This is a genomic window from Paraburkholderia gardini, assembly GCF_907164575.1.
Classification (GTDB): Bacteria; Pseudomonadota; Gammaproteobacteria; order Burkholderiales; family Burkholderiaceae; genus Paraburkholderia; species Paraburkholderia gardini.
Genome location: NZ_CAJQYY010000028.1, coordinates 1 through 21,002, shown reverse-complemented (window position 1 = coordinate 21,002; position 21,002 = coordinate 1). Strand labels below are relative to the sequence as shown.

The following is a 21,002-nucleotide window of genomic DNA, read 5'->3' as shown; positions in this document are numbered from 1 at the left end:
CTTCAGACATAAAAGAAAACCAGGTCACTGACCGGCATAAATGAAGCATCACGGGGGCAACACATGATGACCTTGATCGATCAGGACATCGCGCATATCACACGCGTGATGCGGCCATCGTTGCATGGAGACCTCGGCGGACCGATTCTGCCGCCTGCCTACTGGCGACAGCGCCTCTATCGGCTGCTCGACGCCGAACATCTTTCCAGAACCCAGCTCTGCTCGATCGACAGCCTGCTGCTGCAGCTGGAAGAGTTCGTCCGCTCCGGCGTTCCCCAATGCGCGGATGCAGCGATGGACCTGTCCAGGCACCGCGAGACTCCGGGCGAACTCGTCAGTCAAAGCTAGCAAGGCTGGCGTCTCGAAGACAACCCGACCCTGTTGACGCAACCGGGCGTGATCAAGCCGTAATTCATCGCGCGGCGAGGACCGGTGTAGCCTGGGCGTCGTCCGTTTCCCTGCGGATCACCTAGAATTCCAGTATGAGGGTGTTCTGGACGGAGGCTGCCATGGCCGAATCGATGGTCAGCATCATAGTCGGACTGGTGGCGGTTATCGTCGCCGTATTGCTGGGTGCGTCGCGCTACCGGCGCGAACATCGGGGGCTTCACGACGTGCGTCACGCACCCGCCTGGCTCGACGCGCACAGGCTGTGGGATCGCATGCGCCACCGGCATTGACGCGGCGGCGCGGGCCGGATCAGAGCAGCAAGGCTCGCGTCGCATCACGTCGCGAACGGCGGCCCAAATGGAGACGAATATGTCCGACGAACACGGACCCTGGCAGGTCGTCGAGTACGAGGGCTTCGAGATTCACGCGGCGCCATTTGCGAAAGACCCGCACGAAAGCGAGCCGCACCGGCCGCCTGGACCGTATACGTACGTTGGCTACGTGTGCCATCCGGGCGCCGATCCGGTTATTCCAGGACACGCGGTGCCCTTTCACGCGGATGGGGAAGAAACGTTCGCGACCAGTCAGGACGCGCTATCCGAGGCGATTCACGTGGGACGCAGTATCGTCGACGGTACGCATCCGGATCTGTCGGTGTTGCCGCTGGTGACGGGTGGGGTGTGACGGCACGCTTCGCGCGTGCCCGGCAGGTTTTTGCGGCCGGGCGTGTGTGCGACGTCACGGCCCGGCTCGCCGTTCCGCCATCCATGGCGGCTTGAACCGACCTGAACAGGCCGCTCAGGCTGTCTGCTGCTGATACTGGATGCGGTGCAGATGCGCGTAGAGACCGCCCTTCGTGAGCAATTCTTCGTGGCTGCCCTGCTCCGCGATCTGTCCGGCTTCGAGTACGAGAATCCGGTCGGCGCGTTCGATCGTCGACAGCCGGTGAGCGATGACAAGGGTCGTGCGTCCCTTCATCAGCGTCTCGAGCGCGGCCTGAACATGACGCTCCGATTCCGAATCGAGCGCGGAGGTCGCTTCGTCGAGAATCAGGATTGGGGCATTCTTGTAGATTGCGCGCGCGATCGCGAGGCGCTGCCGTTGACCGCCCGACAGCCGCATGCCATTGCCGCCGACGAGCGTATCCATCCCGGCAGGCATTACCGAAACCGCATCCATCAGATTCGCCGCACGCAACGCCGCTTCGACGCGAGCGCGGTCCGGCTCGAGACCGTAGGCCACGTTGGCCGCGATCGTATCGTTAAACAGGACGACCTCCTGGCTGACCATCGCCATCTGGCTGCGCAGATCGTGGAGGTCGTATTCCGGAATCGGGACACCATCGACCAGAATGGCGCCGCCCGTCGGGTCGAAGAAGCGCGGCAACAGGTTCACGAGCGTCGTCTTGCCGCCGCCGGACGGCCCTGCAAGCGCAACCATTTCGCCTGGCCGGACCTTGAACGAGATGTTGTCCAGCGTTGGACGATCCACTTCGCCGTAGGTGAACGACACGTCGCGGAACTCGATTTCGCCGCGCGCGTTGCTCAGCTTGCGCTCGCCGCCTTGCGGCTCGGCGGGCTCGTCGATCAGGCCGAAGATCAGCTCTGCCGCGGTCATGCCACGCTGCAACGGTTGATTGACGTCGATCAGGTGTTTGAGCGGCGAAATGACCAGCAACATCGAGGTGACGAACGCGACGAAACCGCCCACCGTCGTCTGGTCGCTCGCCGACTGGAGCACCGCGATCGTGATCACGATCGCGAGTGCGATCGACGCGAGAAACTGCGTGAGCGGCTGCGCGAGGCCGCCGGAAATGGACATACGCATCGCGTAGCCTTTCAGGCGTGTGCTCATGGCCGTGAAACGGTCGATTTCGTACGACTCGCCGTTATGCACCTTGACGACCTTGTAGCCGCCGACCGTTTCTTCGACGATGTACGACAGTTCGTTCGTCAGCGTCTGATGCTCGCGATTGAGCCGTCGCAGACGCCGGTTGATCTTGCTGACGAGCCAGCCGATACCAGGCAGGATCACCGCGACGATCAACGTGAGACGCCAGTTCAGATAAAACAGATAGCCCAGCAGGAAGATTACCGTCAGCGAGTCGCGCACCAGCGTGACCATGACCCCCATCAGCACGTTCAGGATCTGGTTGACCTCGAACACGATCGCGTTGATCACCGTGCTCGCTGTTTCCCGCTGGAAAAACGAAGCGCTCGTGTGAATCATGCGTTCGAACATTTCGAGCCGCAACTGCAGCAGGATGCGGTTCGATACATAGGCAAGCAGATAGCCCGACCCGTATTGCGCGAGACCGCGCACGAGCGCGAGGCCGATGACGGCAGCGGGGACAAACCACTTCGCGCTGTTACTGCCGTGCTCGCCGAACCCGTGGTCGAGCAGCGGCTTCAGCAGCGCTGGAATGCCAGCTTCCGTCGCCGCGACAATGCCCATCGTCGCGACCGCGAGCACCACGGCCCCGATCAGCGGCTTGATAAACGGCCAGAGGCGCCTCAAAACTGCCGCCGACGAGGTCCGCTCAGTGCCGCCTACCGTTTTCCGTAGTGTGTTCTGCGTTTCCAAGAATTTCCCTTCTGTTACCTGTGAGCTCGCGAGTGGGGGCGGATCGCGACCGTACCGGTGCTATTTACACGGTTACCGGCCAGCGGCGATCTCCGCCGGTTGCGGCGCCGGCACTCCCTCGACGCGCGTACCGCGATAGATGATGGCCAGCATGGTCGCCCACAGTAACGCAATTAGCGACACGTTCATGACCAGCGAAAAGACGTCGATGCTGAAACCGAAAATGATGACCGAACCCGTCGTCGCAAGGCCGCAGTAGGCGGCGGTCGAGACCACGCTGTCGGCCGATCTGCGGTTCCTCAGAAAATACAGCATCGGCCCGAAATACACGAGAAGAAGGCACACCACGCCGATCACGCCCAGTTCCGCGATGGTGGAAAAGAACTCGCTGTGAGCCCGGTCGTTCACGATGGTCTGCGACGCCTGTCCCGCATTGGCAAGCACCTGCAGCGAGCGCTTGAAATGCCCCTTTCCCACACCGAATACCGGATTCTGTTCGAAAAGCACCGTTGACGCGCGCCACAACTGCAGACGCTGGCCAATCGACGAATCGGCGTCACCCTGTTCGAGCCTCGCAAAATCGGTTGACGTGTCGGTCATCCGCTGCCGCACCACATGCGTCGACAACAACGCGGCGGCGCATACGACGAGCACGCTGAAGATCGCGAGCACACGCATGCGACGGCGGGTCCAGCCGAAATTCGCCGCGCTCAGCCACACCAGCAGCGGCAGCGCGAGCCAGCCGCCTCGCGTGCCAGACAGATACGACGCGTAGCATCCAGCCAGCAGTGCGACGGCCTTGACGACAATCGCCGTCCGGCGATACGAGGTGTCCCAGCGAATCGACAGCAACGCGAGGAACCCGAGCAGCAGCGCCGTGTTTCCGAATGGAATCGGGTTCGTAAAATAGTTGCCGAGGCGATGCGTGTCGCTCCAGGTCGTGTGCAGGCCGCTGATGATCGCCCAGCCGCCCGCGCCCAGCGCACCCGCGGCACATCCCCAGCCGATCATGACGAGGCTTCTCGTCGAGACCGTGCACAGCAGCAGGAAGACCGGCAGGCTCAGGATGAAGCGGGACATCGCGTCGAACTGCTGCGGAAGATAGTAATGCTCAACGAGCTGCTGCAATGGAAGCGCGATCGCGAAGGCGACCATACTCCAGGCAAAGAACCGGTATTGCTGCACAGGGGCGACGTACGCCCTCTCGCCCCGCATCGCGACAAGTTTGCCGATGCCGATGAGCACGAGGAGCACAAAGCAGAATGAGGTTCCGCCCCGATAAGTCAGCATGGTTGCGGGCGCAAGAAACAACAGCACAGCGGCGACGACGGAAATGATTCTGCTAGCTGTCATAGCGCAACGAAGGGGCCATAGAAAACGGGATCTTTATTGAGAAAAGTGGGTGCATTATAGCGTCCCGATCCGCGGTTCTCCGAGTTTGCACCGGGGGCCGGAGCGGAAATGCTATGCTCCGCAAACGTCCAGTTTTCAGATTTTTACAATGGTCAAAGTCGTACCTGATGGACTTCCCGCACCGCGCGCGAGCTTTCTGCTGATCGCGTACAACCAGGAAGAGACGATCGCCGCGGCGATTGAAGGCGCGCTCAGCCAGACGTACTCCCCGCTCGAAATCATCATCTCCGACGACGCCTCGACGGACCGCACCTTCGACGTGGCCCGGCGCTGCATCGATGCCTATTCCGGCCCTCACACGGTGCATCTGCGGCGCAATCCGTCGAATCTCGGGATCAGCGCGCATCTGAGCCTGCTGGCCGGGGCCAGCACCGGCCAGCTGCTGTTTGTCGCCGCGGGCGACGACATCTCGCTGCCCGAACGATGCCAGGCCGTGGTCGACCTGTGGATAGCCCATGACCGCCGGCCCGACCTGATCGCCACCGATCTCCGCGATCTCGACGTCGAAGGTCAGGTCCACGACGTACTCGAAGTGACCGATCTCGGTTCTTACAAAACTTTCGACGACTGGGCAAGCCGCCGTCCACATGTAGTCGGTGCGGCACATACGTGGTCGCGGCGCCTCTTCGACGTATTCGGCGGGATGGAACCCGGTATCTACGGTGAAGACCAGATCATGACGTTTCGCGCGATTGTTTCGGGCGGCGCCCTCACGCTGCGCAAGCCGCTCGTCCAGTATCGCCGCGGTGGACTGTCGCGCAAGCGCAAGTGGAAGTCGCCCGAAGCGTACGTGGCCCGCATCAGGCTTGCGAACCGCAACGGGCTCGGCGAAACACGCCAGTTGATCCACGACGCCGAACTTGCCGGCTCGGGCGATGCCATGCGCACGCTTCTCGCGCGCAAGTCCGCGCGCGAACGTTATACGAGCGGCGTCTTCGACACCCCGTCGCTTTTCACGCGGCTCACGCTCGTGCTGCGCAGTCGCGACGTGTCGATCGGGTTCCGTCTGCGCATGTTCATGTATGCAACCTGCCCCTCGCTTTACAAGCCGTTTTTCTTCGTGAAATGGCATCTGCTCCGCTAGCCGCCACGCGAGCTGGCCGCGACAATGTCCGCGTCGTTCGACGTGCCCGCTATACTCGCGACGGCACTCTCCTTCATCTGGCTACCTGACGATCACCCACCGACTCCATGGCGGAAAACACCCTCGGCGTTGCCCTGATTACGCACAATGCAGCGGGACGGCTCGCGCAATGTCTCGAAGCGCTGTCGTTTGCCGATGATATCGTCGTCGTGGATGGCGGCAGCACGGATGACACGGCGTCCATCGCCCGCGCCCATCATGCGCGCGTGATCGTCGCGACTGACTGGCCAGGTTTCGGGCCGCAAAAGAATCGCGCGGTGGCAGCGCTTTCGACGGACTGGATTCTGTCTATCGATGCCGACGAAATCGTGTCACCGGAACTCAGGGCGTCGATCGTCGCGGCGATCCGGTCGCCTTCCGCCGATGTTTACGCCGTCGACCGGCTGTCCAGTTTCTGCGGACAGTGGGTTCATCACAGCGGCTGGTATCCGGACTGGATTCCGCGTCTCTTCCGGCGCAACGCCGCCCGCTTCTCCGACGACCTGGTACACGAGCGGCTGGTGTTCGAACCAGCGGCCGCGCGACTGGAAGGCAAGCTGCTGCACTACTCTTACGAGGATTTTGGAACAGTTCTGCGAAAGCTCGATGCCTATTCGGACGCCGGCGCCAGACAACGCCACACGGCGGGTCAACGCGCCAGCTTCGGCAAGGCGCTCGCGCGCGGCGCGTGGGCTTTCGTGCGGACTTACGTGCTGCGACGTGGCTTTCTGGATGGTCGAGCGGGCTTCATGATCGCGGTTTTCAATGCGGAGACTGTCTATTACCGGTTTCTGAAACTGGACACGATGAATCGCCGACGTGACGGCGCGTGAAGTTTCAGGACTTCAGCGCGACCGCACCCGAACCTGCGCGACCAGATCGAGCAACGCATCGACGTGAGGCGCGACGCCCGGGTCGTAGCCGATCGACGCCCGGCCCGGCGGTATGCGGTGCGCGCTGGCAGCCATTTCGACGGCCTGCGCAAGTGCCTGCCGCAAACCGTCGAGGTCCCCCGGCAGGAACACGATGCTCGCGTCGCCCGACAACACCTCGCTGCAACCGACATTCGAAGACAGGATGATCGGCGTTCCACACAACGCCGATTCGACGCCGACGAGACCGAACGGTTCGTAATTCGATGCGAGGATCGAGTAGTCGGCAGCCCGATACCAGTCCTCGATATTCTTTGTGTAACCGATAAACCGGATGCGCGACGATGTACGTTCCGGTGCGCGCCCGGCCACGGCGACAACGATGGGCAGGCTGGTCTCGTGCAACGCGGCTTCGATCAGCGGCAGCCCTTTTCGCATGTGGCTGCTGGACGGAAACAGCAGTACCACTTCGTCATCGGAAAAGCCAAACCGCCGGCGCAGGTCAGCGCGGGTTGCCTGATCGACCGGCGTAAAGCGTTGCGTGTCTACCGGCGGATACAGCAGACGGATTTTCTGGTCGGCTACGCCGTAAAGCTCGATCAGTTCATCTCGCATCAATCTTGAATGCGCGACGACAAATTGTGCCTGGTCGTACTGCCTCTGCTCGAGGGCGATCTGTGCACGGTCGAATGCCTTCAGCGGACGTCCAGATGCACGAAGATAGCCGCGATGCGTACCACCGCAAATCGCGATCTCCGACGAATCCACACGATTGCAACCGATCAGCACGTTGACGTTCTCTACCCGCCTGGCGCGGCGCAGATTCCACGAGAAGTAGTAATCGCGAAGTTTGCCTGGAAGCCAGTTCACGGCAATCCGATGCGGTTCGACAAGTCTGAATTCAGGCAGCGAGTGGTCGAACCGGCGGGCGAATACGACCGGCTCGACGCCTTCGGCGCTCAGTCCGCGCACGAGATCCATCGCATACCGTTCAAGGCCGCCGCTGTGACGAAACGCGTTGCACGACAGCCCGACCCTGCCAGACGCGCCATCACGGACATCCCGCCCGTGGATATGGCGTTCGACGCCGGACGTGGCGGACGCCATCAATACACAATCTCAATCGAACTACCCGCGAACTCGCCGCGCAACGCAGCGATGAGTTCGTCCGTCGGCTTGACGCGCCAGGCGTCGCCCAGACGCACTTCGCCTTCCGCGTGCTCGCTGCGATAGACGACCTGCACGGCGAGGCCGTTGGGTATATGGACAGGCGTACGCTGCCGGTCGCCGCCATAGCCACCGCCTCCATTACCACCACGCCCACCACCGCCACCGCGTGTGGCGACCGGCGCGGCCTTCGCTGCCTCGTCGGGGCCGGCGCAATAGGCTTCCAGCACGCGACGCAGCGCGATCGCGTCCGCATTCCCGTTCATTTCGACTTTCACCGCCTGCGCATAACGGCTACGCGCGCGTTCGAGGTCCATCACGGTGTCGACCGTGAAGCGGATGCCGCCCGTAAACGCGTCGTTGCGCGCCTGCCCTTGCACCACCAGCAGTTCGTCTTCCTTGAAGAGCTGCTTGTGCGCCTCAAACGTTTCGTTGAATACCGTCACTTCGCACTGGCCCGTGCCGTCATCCAGCAGCGCGATCAGCATCTTGCCGCGCTGGGTCATCTGCGTGCGCATCGACGCGATCACGCCGGCCACCAGCTTGTCGCGCCCTTCCTTCAGTTCGCCGATCTTCTGGCGCACGAAGCGGCGCACTTCGCCCTTGTACGCATCGAACAGGTGGCCCGAGAGATAAAACCCGAGCGCAGCCTTTTCTTCCTGGAGCTTTTTCTTTTCCGCCCACGCCGGCTCATCGACAAGTTCATGACCTTGCGAAGGCTCGTCGCCCATGTCGAAGAGGCCCGCCTGCATCGCGTTGGCGCTCGCCTGGTCGGCCGCTTCCATGGCGAGCGACACCGAGGCGATCAGCTGCGCGCGGTTGTCATGCAGCAGATCGAACGCACCCGCGCGTATCAGCGCCTCGACCGTGCGGCGGTTCACCATGCGACGGTCGATACGGTTGCAGAAATCGAAGATATCGATGAACGGCCCGTCATCACGCGCACGAAGGATTTCTTCGATCGCGTTCTGACCGCTGCCCTTGATCGCGCCCAGGCCATAGCGGATTGTCTTCGAACGCTTGCCGTCGGCTTCGGCGACCGGTTCGAACCGATACGCCGACTGGTTGATATCCGGCGGCAAGACCTTCATGCCGTTCGAGATGCAGTCTTCGAACAGGATCTTGACCTTGTCGGTGTCGTCCATGGCGAGCGACATATTCGCCGCCATGAATTCCGCCGGATGATGCGCCTTCAGCCACGCCGTGTAGTACGCGAGCAGCGCGTAGGCCGCCGCGTGCGACTTGTTGAAGCCGTAGCCCGCGAATTTCTCCATCAAGTCGAAGATTTCATCGGCCTTTTCACCCGTCAGGCCGTTCTTCGCCGCACCTTCGCGGAACAACGCGCGGTGCTCGGCCATTTCCTCGGCCTTCTTCTTGCCCATCGCACGACGCAACAGGTCGGCGCCGCCCAGCGAATAGCCGCCGATGATCTGCGCCATCTGCATCACCTGCTCCTGGTAGACCATGATGCCGTAGGTCTCTTTCAGAACAGGTTCGACCCGCGGGTCCGGATACTCGACGACTTCGCGCCCGTGCTTGCGCGCGCAGAAGCTCGGGATCAGGTCCATCGGGCCCGGACGGTACAGCGCCACAAGCGCGATGATGTCTTCGAAGCGGTCAGGCTGCGCGTCCTTCAGCATGCCCTGCATGCCGCGGCTTTCCAGCTGGAACACCGCAACCGTATTCGCCTTCTTCAGGATCGAGAACGACGCGGGGTCGTCGAGCGGCACCTGCGCAAGCGACCAGTCCTGCTTCGAAGGGTCGAGACGGCGGATGTAGCGTTCGGCCCAGTCGAGGATCGTCAGCGTGGTGAGACCCAGAAAGTCGAACTTCACGAGGCCGACGGCTTCGACGTCGTCCTTGTCGTACTGACTCACGACGCCGCTCTCGTCCCCCTGCGTGTACAACGGACAGAAATCGGTCAGCTTGCCAGGTGCGATCAGCACGCCGCCTGCGTGCATGCCGACGTTACGCGTGAGGCCTTCCACACGTTGCGCGAGTTCGAGCAGCTGGCGCACTTCGTCTTCGTTATCGAAGCGCTCCTGCAAAAGCGGCTCTTCCTTCATCGCGTCGGCGATCGTGACGTGCTTGCCAGGCTTGAACGGAATCAGCTTGGCGATGCCGTCCGTGAACATGTAGCCCAGATCCAGCACGCGGCCGATGTCGCGCACCGCGGCCTTCGCGGCCATCGTGCCGAAGGTCGCGATCTGCGAAACCGCATCCGCGCCATACTTCTGCTTCACGTACTGGATGACACGGTCGCGCCCTTCCTGACAGAAGTCGATATCGAAGTCAGGCATCGATACCCGTTCCGGATTCAGGAAACGTTCGAACAGCAGGTTGTAGCGCAGCGGATCGAGGTCGGTGACGCCCAGTGCGTACGCGACCAGCGACCCCGCGCCCGAGCCCCGCCCCGGGCCGACCGGCACGCCATTGTTTTTCGCCCAGTTGATGAAGTCGGCAACGATCAGGAAGTAGCCCGGAAAGCCCATCTTGATGATCGTGCCGCACTCGAATTCGAGGCGCTGGAAATACGTGTCGCGCTGGGCTTCGCGTTCGGCGAGTTCCGGATACAGCTGTTCGAGCCGCTTTTCGAGGCCTTCTTTGGACAGCTGGACGAGATAGTCGTCGAGCGACATGCCATCAGGCGTCGGGAACAAGGGTAGCTTCGGCTTGCCGAGTTCGAGCGTCAGATTGCAGCGTTTCGCGATTTCGATGGTATTCGCAAGCGCCGACGGAATGTCCGCGAACAGCGCGGCCATCTCATCCTGCGTACGGAAATACTGGTCAGTCGTAAAGCGCTTCTGGCGGCGCGGATTGGCAAGTATGTCGCCTTCGGAAATACAGACACGCGCCTCATGCGCGGTAAAGTCGTCCGGCGTCATGAACTGCAACGGATGCGTGGCGACGACCGGCAGTTTCAGCGCCGCCGCGATGGCGACGGCCTGCTGCACGTACGCTTCGCCACCCGGCTGGCCGCAGCGCTGCAACTCGATATAGAAGCCGCCCGGAAACAGTTTCGCCCAACGTTGCGCATTGCGCTTCGCGGCTTCCTCGTTGCCCGCGGCGAGGGCAAGACCGATGTCGCCCTGCTGCGCGCCCGAGATCGCGAGCAGCCCTTCGCCCAGACCCGATTCGAGCCAGCTGACTTCGACTTCGGCACGACCGCGATACTGGTTCGTCAGCCACGCCCTGGAAAGCAGTTCGCAGAGGTTCAGATAACCCCGCCGGTTCCTGACGAGGAGCAGCAGCCGCGAAGGCTTGTCTCGGTCGTCGGGATTCGTGATCCAGACGTCGCAACCGGCAATGGGTTTGACCCCTTTGCCACGCGCTTCCTTGTAGAAACGAACGAGACCGAACGCGTTGCCGAGATCGGTAAGTGCGAGCGCGCCCTGACCGTCGCTGGCAGCGGCCTTGACGATGTCGTCAAGGCGCACGATGCCGTCGGCAATCGAGAATTCGGAGTGGACGCGAAGATGAACGAAGCGGGGATCTGACATGGGCGACATTGTAACTCCACCCTCCCGAACATTTGAGCCGAAAACCGGCGCGTCAGCCATCCGGCCAGGGGTGACGACGGCACGCGCGCCGCCACGCGGGTCTTGACGCCTCGCGGCGAAGTCTCCGGTATCCGGTTTGGCGGGCGCGAGCCCGGCAAGTTGCGTTCGATCACTGGCCATCCGGCCAGCTTGCCGGCGCGATCGCGGGATGAGGGATAATACGGATTCAAGACTTCCTGCCGTGGCCGCATGGCGTGCATCGGCCGCATCGTACGAATTACGCTGCGAATGCGCGTTCAGCGCCAGCGGCCACCCATTACTGCTGGACCATCATGAGTATCGTTAATCTCGCTGCCTATCAATTCGCGACGCTGGACGACATCGTCGCGTGGCGCCCTCTCGTCACCGACCGCTGCAATGCGCTCGGCCTGCGCGGCACGATCCTGCTCGCGCCTGAAGGCATCAACCTGTTCGTGGCCGGCACGCCGGAAGCCGCGCGCGACTTCATCGCCTATCTTCGTCGCGATCCGCTGTTCGAAGGCCGGTTCGCGGGCCTGCAGTTCAAGGAAAGCGTTTCTGAAAAGCAGCCGTTTCGCCGCATGCTGGTCAAGCTCAAGCGCGAGATCATCACGATGAAGAAACCGGCCATCCGCCCGGAACTCGGCCGTGCGCCGTTCGTCGATGCACCCACGCTTAAAACGTGGCTCGACCGCGGTCATGACGACGCGGGCCGCCCGGTCGTGATGCTGGACACGCGCAACGCGTTCGAAGTCGACGTCGGCACGTTCGATAACGCGCTCGATTACCGCATCACGAAGTTCAGCGAATTCCCGGAAGTCATCGAACAGAACCGCGCGGATCTCGAAGGCAAGACCGTCGTGTCGTTCTGCACAGGCGGAATTCGCTGCGAGAAGGCCGCGATCCACATGAAGGAAGTCGGAATCGATAACGTCTATCAGCTCGAAGGCGGCATCCTGAAGTATTTCGAGGAAGTCGGCGGCGCGCACTACCATGGCGAGTGCTTCGTATTCGACTACCGCACGGCCCTCAATCCACAACTTGAACCGACTGCAACGGCGCAGTGCTTCGGTTGCCGCGCGGTCGTCAGCGCGGAAGCGCAGAAGTCACCGCTGTACACGCCCGGGAAAACCTGTCCTGAATGCCATCCCGAAAGGAATCGCGCACAGGCTGCGTAGTCACGCAAATGACGGCGCCCGCCGAGGCCCCTGCAACTGGCACCGGGGCGCCCCCTGCCTGCCGGGGGCGCTTCGCCCCGTCACCCACCGGCCCGCTGCATTTCGGCTCGCTCGTGAGCGCGCTCGCCAGCTGGCTCGACGCCCGTGCGCATGGTGGCACGTGGCTCGTCAGAATCGAGGATGTCGACGCGCCGCGTACCGTCCCTGGCGCCGCGCAGGATATCCTCGCTACCCTCGCCCGCTTCGGCATGCACGCGGATGAACCACCGGTGTGGCAAAGCGAGCGGTCCGAACGCTACCAGCAGGTGTTCGCGCAGCTCGAAGATGGCGGCTTCGTCTATCCGTGTGGCTGCACGCGCAGGGAAATCGCGGATTCGCTGCTTCACGCGCATGCGCGGCACACAACGCTCGCGTATCCCGGCACATGCCGCGACGGCCTGCACGGCAAGCCGGCCCGCGCGTGGCGCCTGAGGGTGCCGGATGGCGATGCGGCCATCATCACCTTCAACGATGCCTGGCAAGGTCTGCAAACCCAGAACCTGGCGACGGAAGTCGGTGATTTCGTGCTGAAACGGGCGGACGGCCAGTGGGCCTATCAACTGGCCGTGGTCACGGACGATGCGGATGCGGGCATCACCCACGTCGTGCGCGGCGCGGACCTGCTGGATTCGACCGCGCGCCAGATCTACCTGCAACGTTGCATGGGCGCCGCGACGCCCTCGTACCTGCATGTTCCGGTCGTCACGAACGAACTGGGCGAAAAGCTGAGCAAGCAGACCGGCGCGATCGCGCTCGACACGGACAATCCGCTGGCCGCGCTACACGCAGCAGCGGCGCATCTCGGTCTCGATATGGGAAACAACGTGCGAAGCGAATCGCTGGGCACGTTCTACAGGAATGCCACCAGGGCATGGTCCGAGCGCCTTGCGCAGCTCGAAACGCGCGAACAAACCTGAACGGGCGACAACATCCCGAACATCGCGGCGCGTGACCCATGCATGGGTGCGGTGCGCGTTCAGGTTCAGCCAGACAGGAAAACCACGAACGCCGGCTCGAAGATCAATGATCGAGCCGAACGATTCAGGTCGATGTGGTCTTGCGCGGCATGCCGAAACCGCCGAGCAACGCAGCAAGCGGTTGCCGCGAAGCGGGCTTTTGCGGCGAAGACGCGGGCTCTTCCGGATTCTTCGTGGAGGGCGACGGTTCGTAGGGTTTGAGGAAGAAATCGTCGACGGGCGCCGCCGCGTGGCGATGATGATGCGGACGGTCGAACGTACCCGAACCGCCTGTCGTGCGGCGACGCGCCGGACGTTCGTCGCGCTCGCGACGGGCGCCGCGCTCTTCATGATGATGACGCACGGGCACGTCGACGTGCAGAGGCTGTACTTCGAGCGGACGCTTGATCAGCTTCTCGATATCGGCCAGTTGCTTGCGCTCGTTCGGGCTGCACAGCGACAGGGCGTCGCCCGAGGCGCCCGCGCGGCCAGTACGGCCGATACGGTGAACGTAATCTTCCGGATTCCACGGCAGATCGAAGTTGATCACGGCCGGCAGTTCCACGATGTCGAGACCGCGCGCGGCCACGTCGGTGGCCACCAGCGCTTCGATTTCACCGCGCTTGAACGCCTCGAGCGCCTGCATCCGCTCGTTCTGCGTGCGGTCGCCGTGAATCGCGGTCGCCACCACGCCATCGCGTTCGAGCGAGCGCGCAAGACGGCTCGCCCCGATCTTGCTGTTACAGAACACGAGCACCTGCTTCAGGCCGCGATCGCGGATCAGCTTCACCACCGCGCCGGTCTTGTCGCCTTCCGCCACTTCGTAAACGACCTGCGTCACATTCGTCGCCGTCGAATTGCTGCGCGCGACTTCGATCGTCTGCGGATTGCGCAGATACGTCGCGGCCAGCTTCTTGATTTCGCCGGAGAACGTGGCCGAGAACAGCAGCGTCTGGCGCTCCTTCGGCAGCAGGTTCAGGATGCGTTGCAGGTCGGGCAGGAAGCCCATGTCGAGCATGCGGTCGGCTTCGTCGAGCACGAGCATCTGGACCTGGCCGAGGTTGGCCGTCTTTTGCTGGACGTGGTCGAGCAGGCGCCCCGGCGTCGCGATCAGGATTTCCACGCCGCGCCGCAATTCGGCCGACTGCGGGTTCATGTCGACGCCACCGAACACCACCGCGCTGCGCAGCGACGTGTGCTTCGCGTACGCATGCACGTTCGCGGCAACCTGGTCGGCGAGTTCGCGCGTCGGCGTGAGAATCAGCGCGCGCACCGGATGGCGTGCGGGCGAGGCGCTCGTGCTGGCCTGCGGCAACAGACGCTGGATGATCGGCAGCGAGAAGCTCGCGGTCTTGCCGGTTCCCGTCTGCGCGGCGCCCATCACGTCGCGGCCCGCGAGTACAACTGGAATGGCTTGCGCCTGGATCGGCGTCGGCGTCGTGTAGCCCGAGTCCGTGATGGCCTTCAGGATATCGGCGTGAAGGCCGAACTGGTCGAAGGTCGGTGTATCGGTACTGGGCGTGACGTCTGTGTCGGACATGGTGGCTTTCGCTAAAAATGCGCCTGCGGCTAAGCGTGGCAGCGGGCAAAGCCGCAGAGGACATCAGGATGAAGGCGGAGCCACGGCATGCCGCACGGGACCCGAAGAAACAGGAGAAAGAATGCGGCCGGCTCCGGCCGACGGAAACATCCGCCGGAAAGGGCGGTATTGTAGCACTTCAGCAAAAACACTCATGGCGCACCTGCCGCCTTTCTGCTCTGCCCCGCCCGACAGGCATGGCACCGATCTCGCCCGGCGCCGGGGACAGATCCCGGCGCGTCGAGCGTACCGCGTTCAGACGACAGTTGCGTGACGCCCGCGCATCGTCGCGAAGGCGCGGGCAGAACCGGCCAGAAGAACCACCCGCTCACCACGTCTCGCGCATCACCATGAGGCGGATTTCGGTCATGTCCTCGATCGCGTAGCGGATGCCCTCGCGCCCGAGGCCCGAATCCTTGACGCCCCCGTACGGCATGTTGTCGACGCGAAACGACGGCACGTCGTTGATCACGACGCCGCCCACGTCGAGCGTGTCCCACGCGCGATGCGCATGCGCGAGCGAATCGGTGAAAACGCCCGCCTGCAGGCCGAAGTCGCTGTCGTTGACGGTCGCGAGCGCGTCGTCGAACTGCTCGAAGCGCTCCAGAATCGCGACCGGCCCGAACGCTTCCTTGCGGTACAGATCCTGATCGCGATGCACGTTTTCGAGCAGCGTGGCTTCGAACATCGCGCCGTCCACCTTGCCGCCCGCGACGATCTTCGCGCCCGCCAGCACCGCCGCTTCCATCCAGCCGGCCAGCCGGTTCGACTCCGATTCCGAGATCATCGGGCCGACGAACGTCTTTTCGTCCTTCGGGTCGCCCATTTTCAGCGACTTCGTTTTCGCGATCAGTTTTTCGCGCAGGGCGTCGTAGATATCCGTATGAATCAGGATGCGCTGCACGCCGATGCAGCTCTGCCCCGACTGGTAGAACGCGCCGAACGCGAGACGGTCGACGACGTAATCGAGCTTGTCGCGCTGGTCGCCGTCGACGATCGCCGCCGCGTTGCCACCCAGTTCCAGGATCACCTTTTTCTTGCCGGCCTTCTTCTTCAGGTCCCAGCCGACCGCCGGCGAGCCGGTGAACGACAGCAGCCTGAAGCGCTCGTCAGTGGTGAAGAGATCGGCGCCGTCGCGATGCGCGGGCAGGATCGAGAACGCGCCCTTCGGCAGATCGGTTTCCGCGAGAACCTCGCCGATGATGAGCGCGCCGACCGGCGTGCGGCTCGCCGGTTTCAGCACGAACGGCACGCCCGCGGCGAGCCCGGGTGCGACCTTGTGCGCCGCCAGGTTGAGCGGGAAATTGAACGGCGAGATGAACGAGCACGGCCCGATCGGCACGCGCTTCGTGTAGCCGTGATAACCCTTCGCGCGCGGCGAAATCTCGAGATTGATGATCTCGCCGTCGATGCGCACCGACTCTTCCGCCGCCACCTTGAACGTGTCGATCAGGCGCGTCACCTCGCCGCGCGCATCGTTGATCGGCTTGCCCGCTTCGATGCACAGCGCCATCGCCAGTTCGTCGTAGCGCTCGCGAAAGCGGGCCACGCAATGCTCGAGCACGGCCTGACGCTTGAACGGCGGAAAGTCGCGCATCGCGGGCATCACGTCGACGGCGGCGCCGATCGCCTTGTCGATGGCTTTCGCGTCGGCGAGCGCGACGCGCGTCGCCACTTCGCCGCTGAACTTGTCGGTGACTTCGAGATCCGTGTTCGCCGCGACCGGTTCGTTCGCGAGGTAGTACGGGTAGGACTTCTTCAACATGTCGCGTTCTCCCTTCAACGATGCAGTGTGCAATGCGCCCGCAGCAGTCTCAAATCTGCGCGCTCAGCCGTTTGATCTCGCGATTGAGCACGCGTTCGTTATCCGAGTAGTCGATCGGCAGATCGACCACGTGCACGCCCGGCGTCGCGAAGCATTCGCGCAGGAGCGGCGCGAATTCGGACGCGGCCTCGATCCGGTGCCCCTGCGCGCCGTAACTCTTCGCGTAGTCGACGAAATCGGGGTTGCGCAGCGTCATGCCGTAATCGGGGAAGTTCATGTTCTCCTGCTTCCAGCGGATCATGCCGAACGCGTCGTCGCGCAGGATCAGGATCACGAGATCGAGCTTGAGCCGCACCGCTGTTTCGAGCTCCTGCGAGTTCATCATGAAGCCGCCGTCGCCGCACACGGCCATTACCTTGCGGTCCGGATGCACGATTTTCGTCGCGATGGCGGACGGCAGCCCCGCGCCCATCGAGGCGAGCGCGTTGTCGAGCAGCAGCGAATTCGGTTCGTGCGCACGGTAGTAGCGCGCGAACCAGATCTTGTACATGCCGTTATCCAGACACACGATGCCGTCGACAGGCGTGGTCTCGTACACGTCGTTGACGATGCGCACCGGATACATCGGAAAGCGGTCGTCGAGCTGCCCTTTCACGAGATGCGCCTCGAAATGTTGCTTGATCTCCTTGAAGCGCGTGAAGTCCCAGTGCTCCTGACGCGACTTCAGGCTTTCCTTCAGTTGCCACACGGCGTTCGCGATATCGCCCACCACTTCGATCTGCGGGAAATACACGGTATCGACCTCGGCACCGAGAAAATTCACGTGAATCACGGTCTTCTCGCCGGCTTCGCCGCTGCGCATGAAGAAGGGCGGCTTCTCGATCACATCGTGGCCGACGTTGATGATGCAGTCGGCGTGATCGATCGCACGGTGGACGAAGTCGCCGTCGGAGAGCGTCGCGTTGCCGAGCCACATTGGATGCGATTCGTCGATCACGCCCTTGCCCATCTGCGTCGTGAAGAACGGAATGCCGATCTGGTCGACGAATTCACGCAGCATCTTCGTCGTGGTCTTGCGGTTGCCGCCGGCGCCGATCATCAGCAACGGATGCTGCGCCTTCGTGATCGCCTCGACCGCACGCGCGACCGCCTTTTCCTCGGCGACGGGCCGGCGGCTGAAACTCTTTGGAATCGGCTTGCCGTCGCCCTCTTCGTGCGCGACGTCCTCGGGCAACTCCAGATGCGTGGCGCCTGGCCGCTCTTCCTCGGCCTGACGGAACGCCTCGCGCACCGACGCCGGAATATTCGCGATCGACACGATCTGCCGCGTGTACTTGGTGAGCGGCTCCATCATCCGCACGACGTCGACGATCTGGAAATGGCCCTGCTTGCTCGACTTGATCGGCTTCTGTCCGGTGACCATCAGCATCGGCATGCCGCCCAGCTGCGCGTAGGCCGCCGCCGTCACGAAGTTGGTCGCGCCCGGGCCGAGCGTCGCGAGACAGACGCCGGTGCGGCCGGTGAGGCGCCCATAGGTCGCCGCCATGAAGCCAGCAGCCTGCTCGTGGCGCGTGAGGATCAGACGGATTTTCGAGCGACGCAGCGATTCGAGGAGATCGAGGTTTTCCTCGCCGGGGATGCCGAACACGTACTCGACACCTTCAGCTTCCAGCGACTTGACGAACAGATCCGAAGCTTTCATTTGAGAGTCTCGCTTGACGAACGGGCGCGGGCACACGGCCTGCGCGATGTGATCCGGAACGGACGGTTCAGGCCGAAAACGATGTCACGCGCCGTGAAGACCGGCAGCAGGTTCGGGCGCGAGTCAGACAGCTTACTCCCGGCGGACGAAAGATGCGCGCGGGCGGGTAGCGCCATCCAGAATGAAACGATGACGCTGGAAGGATCCGCGCGAAATGGATGCAGCAAGGCAGCGCGAAGCGCGGCCAGGCGGACGAAACGACGCCAGCACTAGCGGACGATCGTCACGCAGTCGGACAGGATGGGCGGCGCATTCTCGCCGTTCGTTGCGTCGTAGAGTTCGGCGCGCGGCCCCCTGGTCCACCATGTATAGCTGCCCGCCTGGTACTTCACGCCCGAGGCGGACAGGGTGTTGACGAACAACATCTGTTGCCCCTTGACAGGCACCAGCGCGAAGCTCTGGCCGTTGACAGCGTTCCAGTACGTGACCTGCAGGATCCTGCCGGTCGCGCAGGTGTATTGACTCGTATGACGGCTCTTCGCCTGGGTGTCCGGGAGACGAAACGGTTCAGCCGACGCGGCATTGCACATGACGATCGCGCCGGATATCGCCGACGCAACCACGAATCCTGTTTTCATCGAATGCCTCAGGTCAGATGCCAGATTGCGATCCACGGTGCCGCATGCGCGCGTCATGGATCGATCACGTCGGCGCATGCGTCGGTGGGCGCGGCGGCGACGTGACCGACCACCGGCACGATCTTCAGGCCCGCCGATGCGATCCGGCACGGCGCAGCGGCGAGGCCGCAGCCGGTGAGCCCCGCGCACAGCGCCATCAGCACGCACGAGCGCATCAGCATGCCTCGCCCTCGCCGCGGATGAAAGTCGATGTCCGCACCCGCCACGTCATCCGTTCGACGCGCCGCGTGACCATCGGCCTTCGCGGCATGCAACAGAGTCGAGCGCTTCATTACCGGTCTCTCCCGATTCACCTGCTGGCGCGGGCGTCCGCGCCGTATGTGCAACTATTTCGCCGACACCGGCCGCACGGCCGCCGCGGCCTGCTTTGCGCGCACACGCGCTTCGTCGGTCGTGGCGCCGGTCGCGAGCGCCACGCCCATGCGGCGCTTCGTGAAACTCTCCGGCTTGCCGAACAGACGCAGATCCGCGTTCGGCACGGTCAGCGCTTCTGCGACGCCTTCGAACGCGATGCCCGTTTCCTCGAGGCCGCCGTAAATCACCGCCGACGCGCCCGGCTCCCGCAGCGACGTATCCACCGGCAAACCGAGAATCGCACGCGCGTGCAGTTCGAACTCGGAAAAGCGTTGCGAGCACAGCGTGACGAGACCCGTGTCGTGCGGACGCGGACTCACTTCCGAAAACCATACGTCGTCGCCAGCGACAAAAAGTTCCACGCCGAAGAGGCCGCGCCCGCCCAGCGCCGTCGTCACTTCGTGCGCGATTTCGCGCGAGCGCCGCAGCGCGACCGGGCTCATCGGCTGCGGCTGCCACGATTCGACGTAGTCGCCCGCCACCTGCACGTGGCCGATCGGATCGCAGAAGTACGTGCTGGTTTCGCTCGTCGCCGGATCGGTCGCGCGCACGGTCAGCAACGTGATCTCGTAATCGAAGTTGATGAAGCCCTCGACGATCACGCGCCCGCCCTTCACCCGGCCGCCCGCCTGCGCATACTGCCAGGCCGGTTCGACGTCGGCGTCGCTTCTGAGCACCGACTGTCCCTTGCCCGACGACGACATCACCGGCTTCACGACGCACGGGTAACCGACCTTGGCGATGCCCGCCTTCAGTTCGTCGAGCGAATCGGCGAAGGCATAGGGCGAGGTGGCAAGGCCGAGTTCTTCAGCGGCGAGACGACGGATGCCTTCGCGGTTCATGGTCAGTTGCGTTGCACGCGCGGTCGGAATCACGACGGCGAGGCCGTCGGTTTCGATCGTGGCGAGCGCATCGGTGGCGATGGCCTCGATTTCCGGCACGATCAGATGCGGTTTTTCCTGCTCGACGAGCGCGCGCAACGCGGCGCCGTCCGTCATGTCGATCACGTGCGCGCGGTGCGCGACCTGATGTCCGGGCGCATCGGCGTAACGGTCGACGGCGATCACTTCGACGCCCAGGCGCTGCAGCGCGATGATCACTTCCTTGCCCAGTTCGCCTGCGCCGAGCAGCATGACGCGCGTTGCGGATGTCGACAGCGGTGTGCCGATCCGTTGACCGATCTGCATGAGGTCTCCAGAGAGAAATCGGTGGATGAAAAGAGAACGAGCGATGTTAACATGCGCTCGCGCGCGGCCTGCCGAGTGCGTTACCCTTACGCCTTCGTCAGTTTTGAAGAGGAACGACGTCATGGCCCTCCGGTCCTTCACGCGACATCCCGCGCTTTCCGTCGCCCCGCTGCATGCCCGCGTTCGTGCTTCCTTTCGTGGCCTTCGCGGTCTCCGTGTTTTCGGCGCCATCGCCCGCGCCGCGTCCGGTTCGCCGTGGCGCGCGCCACTGGCCGCCCTCTGCCTCACCGGCCTTGTCACCGCCTGCTCGCTTCCCGTGCATACCGACGCCTCCGCCGAAGCGCCCGATCCGTTCAATCCGGCCGCCACCCAGCTGCTCGACGACACCACGTGGGAGCTGACCAGCTGGAAGCAGGCGGACGGCGCCGTTGGCCCCCTGGCGCCCCGCGCCACCCCCGGGCCCCGCACCCGCCCCCGA

General features: G+C 63.5%; 17 protein-coding genes and 1 pseudogene. 8 read left to right on the top strand and 10 right to left on the bottom strand.

Annotation, left to right across the window (positions count from 1 at the left end; genetic code table 11):
* Positions 1 to 63: 63 nt before the first annotated feature.
* From LPA34_RS21260 to LPA34_RS21250, 3 genes are all read left to right on the top strand, one after another.
* Positions 64 to 348, top strand: a complete 285-nt coding sequence (locus tag LPA34_RS21260; protein WP_228981905.1) for a hypothetical protein — start codon at positions 64 to 66, stop codon at positions 346 to 348.
* Positions 349 to 509: 161 nt separating this feature from the next.
* Complete coding sequence (locus tag LPA34_RS21255) at positions 510 to 680, top strand: hypothetical protein (protein WP_228981903.1); 171 nt, start codon at positions 510 to 512, stop codon at positions 678 to 680.
* 79 nt (positions 681 to 759) lie between these two features.
* Positions 760 to 1,074, top strand: a complete 315-nt coding sequence (locus LPA34_RS21250; RefSeq protein ID WP_228981901.1) for a hypothetical protein — start codon at positions 760 to 762, stop codon at positions 1,072 to 1,074.
* 114 nt (positions 1,075 to 1,188) lie between these two features.
* On the opposite strand, the gene msbA is transcribed toward LPA34_RS21250, so the two are convergent.
* Entirely contained in the window at positions 1,189 to 2,973 is a 1,785-nt protein-coding gene (gene msbA, locus LPA34_RS21245; protein ID WP_228981899.1) for a lipid A export permease/ATP-binding protein MsbA, read from the bottom strand.
* 72 nt (positions 2,974 to 3,045) lie between these two features.
* Positions 3,046 to 4,326, bottom strand: coding sequence for an O-antigen ligase family protein (locus LPA34_RS21240; protein ID WP_228981897.1), 1,281 nt, complete (start codon positions 4,324 to 4,326; stop codon positions 3,046 to 3,048).
* A 148-nt stretch (positions 4,327 to 4,474) separates the two neighbouring features.
* Here LPA34_RS21240 and LPA34_RS21235 point away from each other — a divergent pair, with 148 nt between their 5' ends.
* Complete coding sequence (locus LPA34_RS21235; RefSeq protein WP_228981895.1) at positions 4,475 to 5,470, top strand: glycosyltransferase family 2 protein; 996 nt, start codon at positions 4,475 to 4,477, stop codon at positions 5,468 to 5,470.
* A gap of 107 nt (positions 5,471 to 5,577) precedes the next feature.
* The gene (locus tag LPA34_RS21230) at positions 5,578 to 6,342 is read left to right on the top strand and encodes a glycosyltransferase family 2 protein (protein ID WP_228981892.1); all 765 of its coding nucleotides are present in this window, start codon (positions 5,578 to 5,580) and stop codon (positions 6,340 to 6,342) included.
* A gap of 12 nt (positions 6,343 to 6,354) precedes the next feature.
* Here the strand turns inward: LPA34_RS21230 and LPA34_RS21225 are convergent, their stop codons facing one another.
* On the bottom strand, positions 6,355 to 7,488 hold the full coding sequence (locus LPA34_RS21225) for a glycosyltransferase family 4 protein (protein ID WP_267478876.1): 1,134 nt from the start codon (positions 7,486 to 7,488) through the stop codon (positions 6,355 to 6,357).
* On the bottom strand, positions 7,488 to 11,057 hold the full coding sequence (gene dnaE, locus LPA34_RS21220) for a DNA polymerase III subunit alpha (RefSeq protein ID WP_228981886.1): 3,570 nt from the start codon (positions 11,055 to 11,057) through the stop codon (positions 7,488 to 7,490). The genes LPA34_RS21225 and dnaE overlap by 1 nt, the downstream gene beginning before the upstream one ends.
* A 323-nt stretch (positions 11,058 to 11,380) precedes the next feature.
* Here dnaE and LPA34_RS21215 point away from each other — a divergent pair, with 323 nt between their 5' ends.
* Complete coding sequence (locus LPA34_RS21215; protein ID WP_228981883.1) at positions 11,381 to 12,244, top strand: sulfurtransferase; 864 nt, start codon at positions 11,381 to 11,383, stop codon at positions 12,242 to 12,244.
* An 8-nt stretch (positions 12,245 to 12,252) separates the two neighbouring features.
* Positions 12,253 to 13,200, top strand: a complete 948-nt coding sequence (gluQRS, locus tag LPA34_RS21210) for a tRNA glutamyl-Q(34) synthetase GluQRS (protein ID WP_228981881.1) — start codon at positions 12,253 to 12,255, stop codon at positions 13,198 to 13,200.
* Positions 13,201 to 13,324: 124 nt separating this feature from the next.
* Here gluQRS and LPA34_RS21205 read toward each other — a convergent pair whose 3' ends face one another.
* The 6 genes from LPA34_RS21205 to purT form a co-directional block, all read right to left on the bottom strand.
* Positions 13,325 to 14,779, bottom strand: a complete 1,455-nt coding sequence (locus LPA34_RS21205) for a DEAD/DEAH box helicase (RefSeq protein WP_228981879.1) — start codon at positions 14,777 to 14,779, stop codon at positions 13,325 to 13,327.
* A gap of 367 nt (positions 14,780 to 15,146) precedes the next feature.
* Positions 15,147 to 16,583, bottom strand: coding sequence for an aldehyde dehydrogenase family protein (locus tag LPA34_RS21200; RefSeq protein WP_228981877.1), 1,437 nt, complete (start codon positions 16,581 to 16,583; stop codon positions 15,147 to 15,149).
* Positions 16,584 to 16,632: 49 nt separating this feature from the next.
* Positions 16,633 to 18,285 (bottom strand): acetolactate synthase large subunit, encoded by a 1,653-nt coding sequence (locus LPA34_RS21195; RefSeq protein ID WP_228981863.1) that lies wholly within the window; start codon positions 18,283 to 18,285, stop codon positions 16,633 to 16,635.
* 269 nt (positions 18,286 to 18,554) lie between these two features.
* Positions 18,555 to 18,875: an MliC family protein gene (locus LPA34_RS21190; RefSeq protein WP_228982081.1), complete on the bottom strand. Its 321-nt coding sequence runs from the start codon at positions 18,873 to 18,875 to the stop codon at positions 18,555 to 18,557.
* Positions 18,876 to 18,976: 101 nt separating this feature from the next.
* Positions 18,977 to 19,144 (bottom strand): DUF6726 family protein, encoded by a 168-nt coding sequence (locus LPA34_RS27005; protein WP_324251765.1) that lies wholly within the window; start codon positions 19,142 to 19,144, stop codon positions 18,977 to 18,979.
* 165 nt (positions 19,145 to 19,309) lie between these two features.
* A complete protein-coding gene (gene purT, locus LPA34_RS21180) occupies positions 19,310 to 20,524 on the bottom strand; it encodes a formate-dependent phosphoribosylglycinamide formyltransferase (protein WP_228981862.1) in 1,215 nt (404 codons plus the stop codon).
* Positions 20,525 to 20,645: 121 nt separating this feature from the next.
* Between purT and LPA34_RS21175 the strand changes: the two are divergent.
* Positions 20,646 to 21,002: pseudogene (locus LPA34_RS21175) on the top strand (hypothetical protein); the annotation flags it as partial.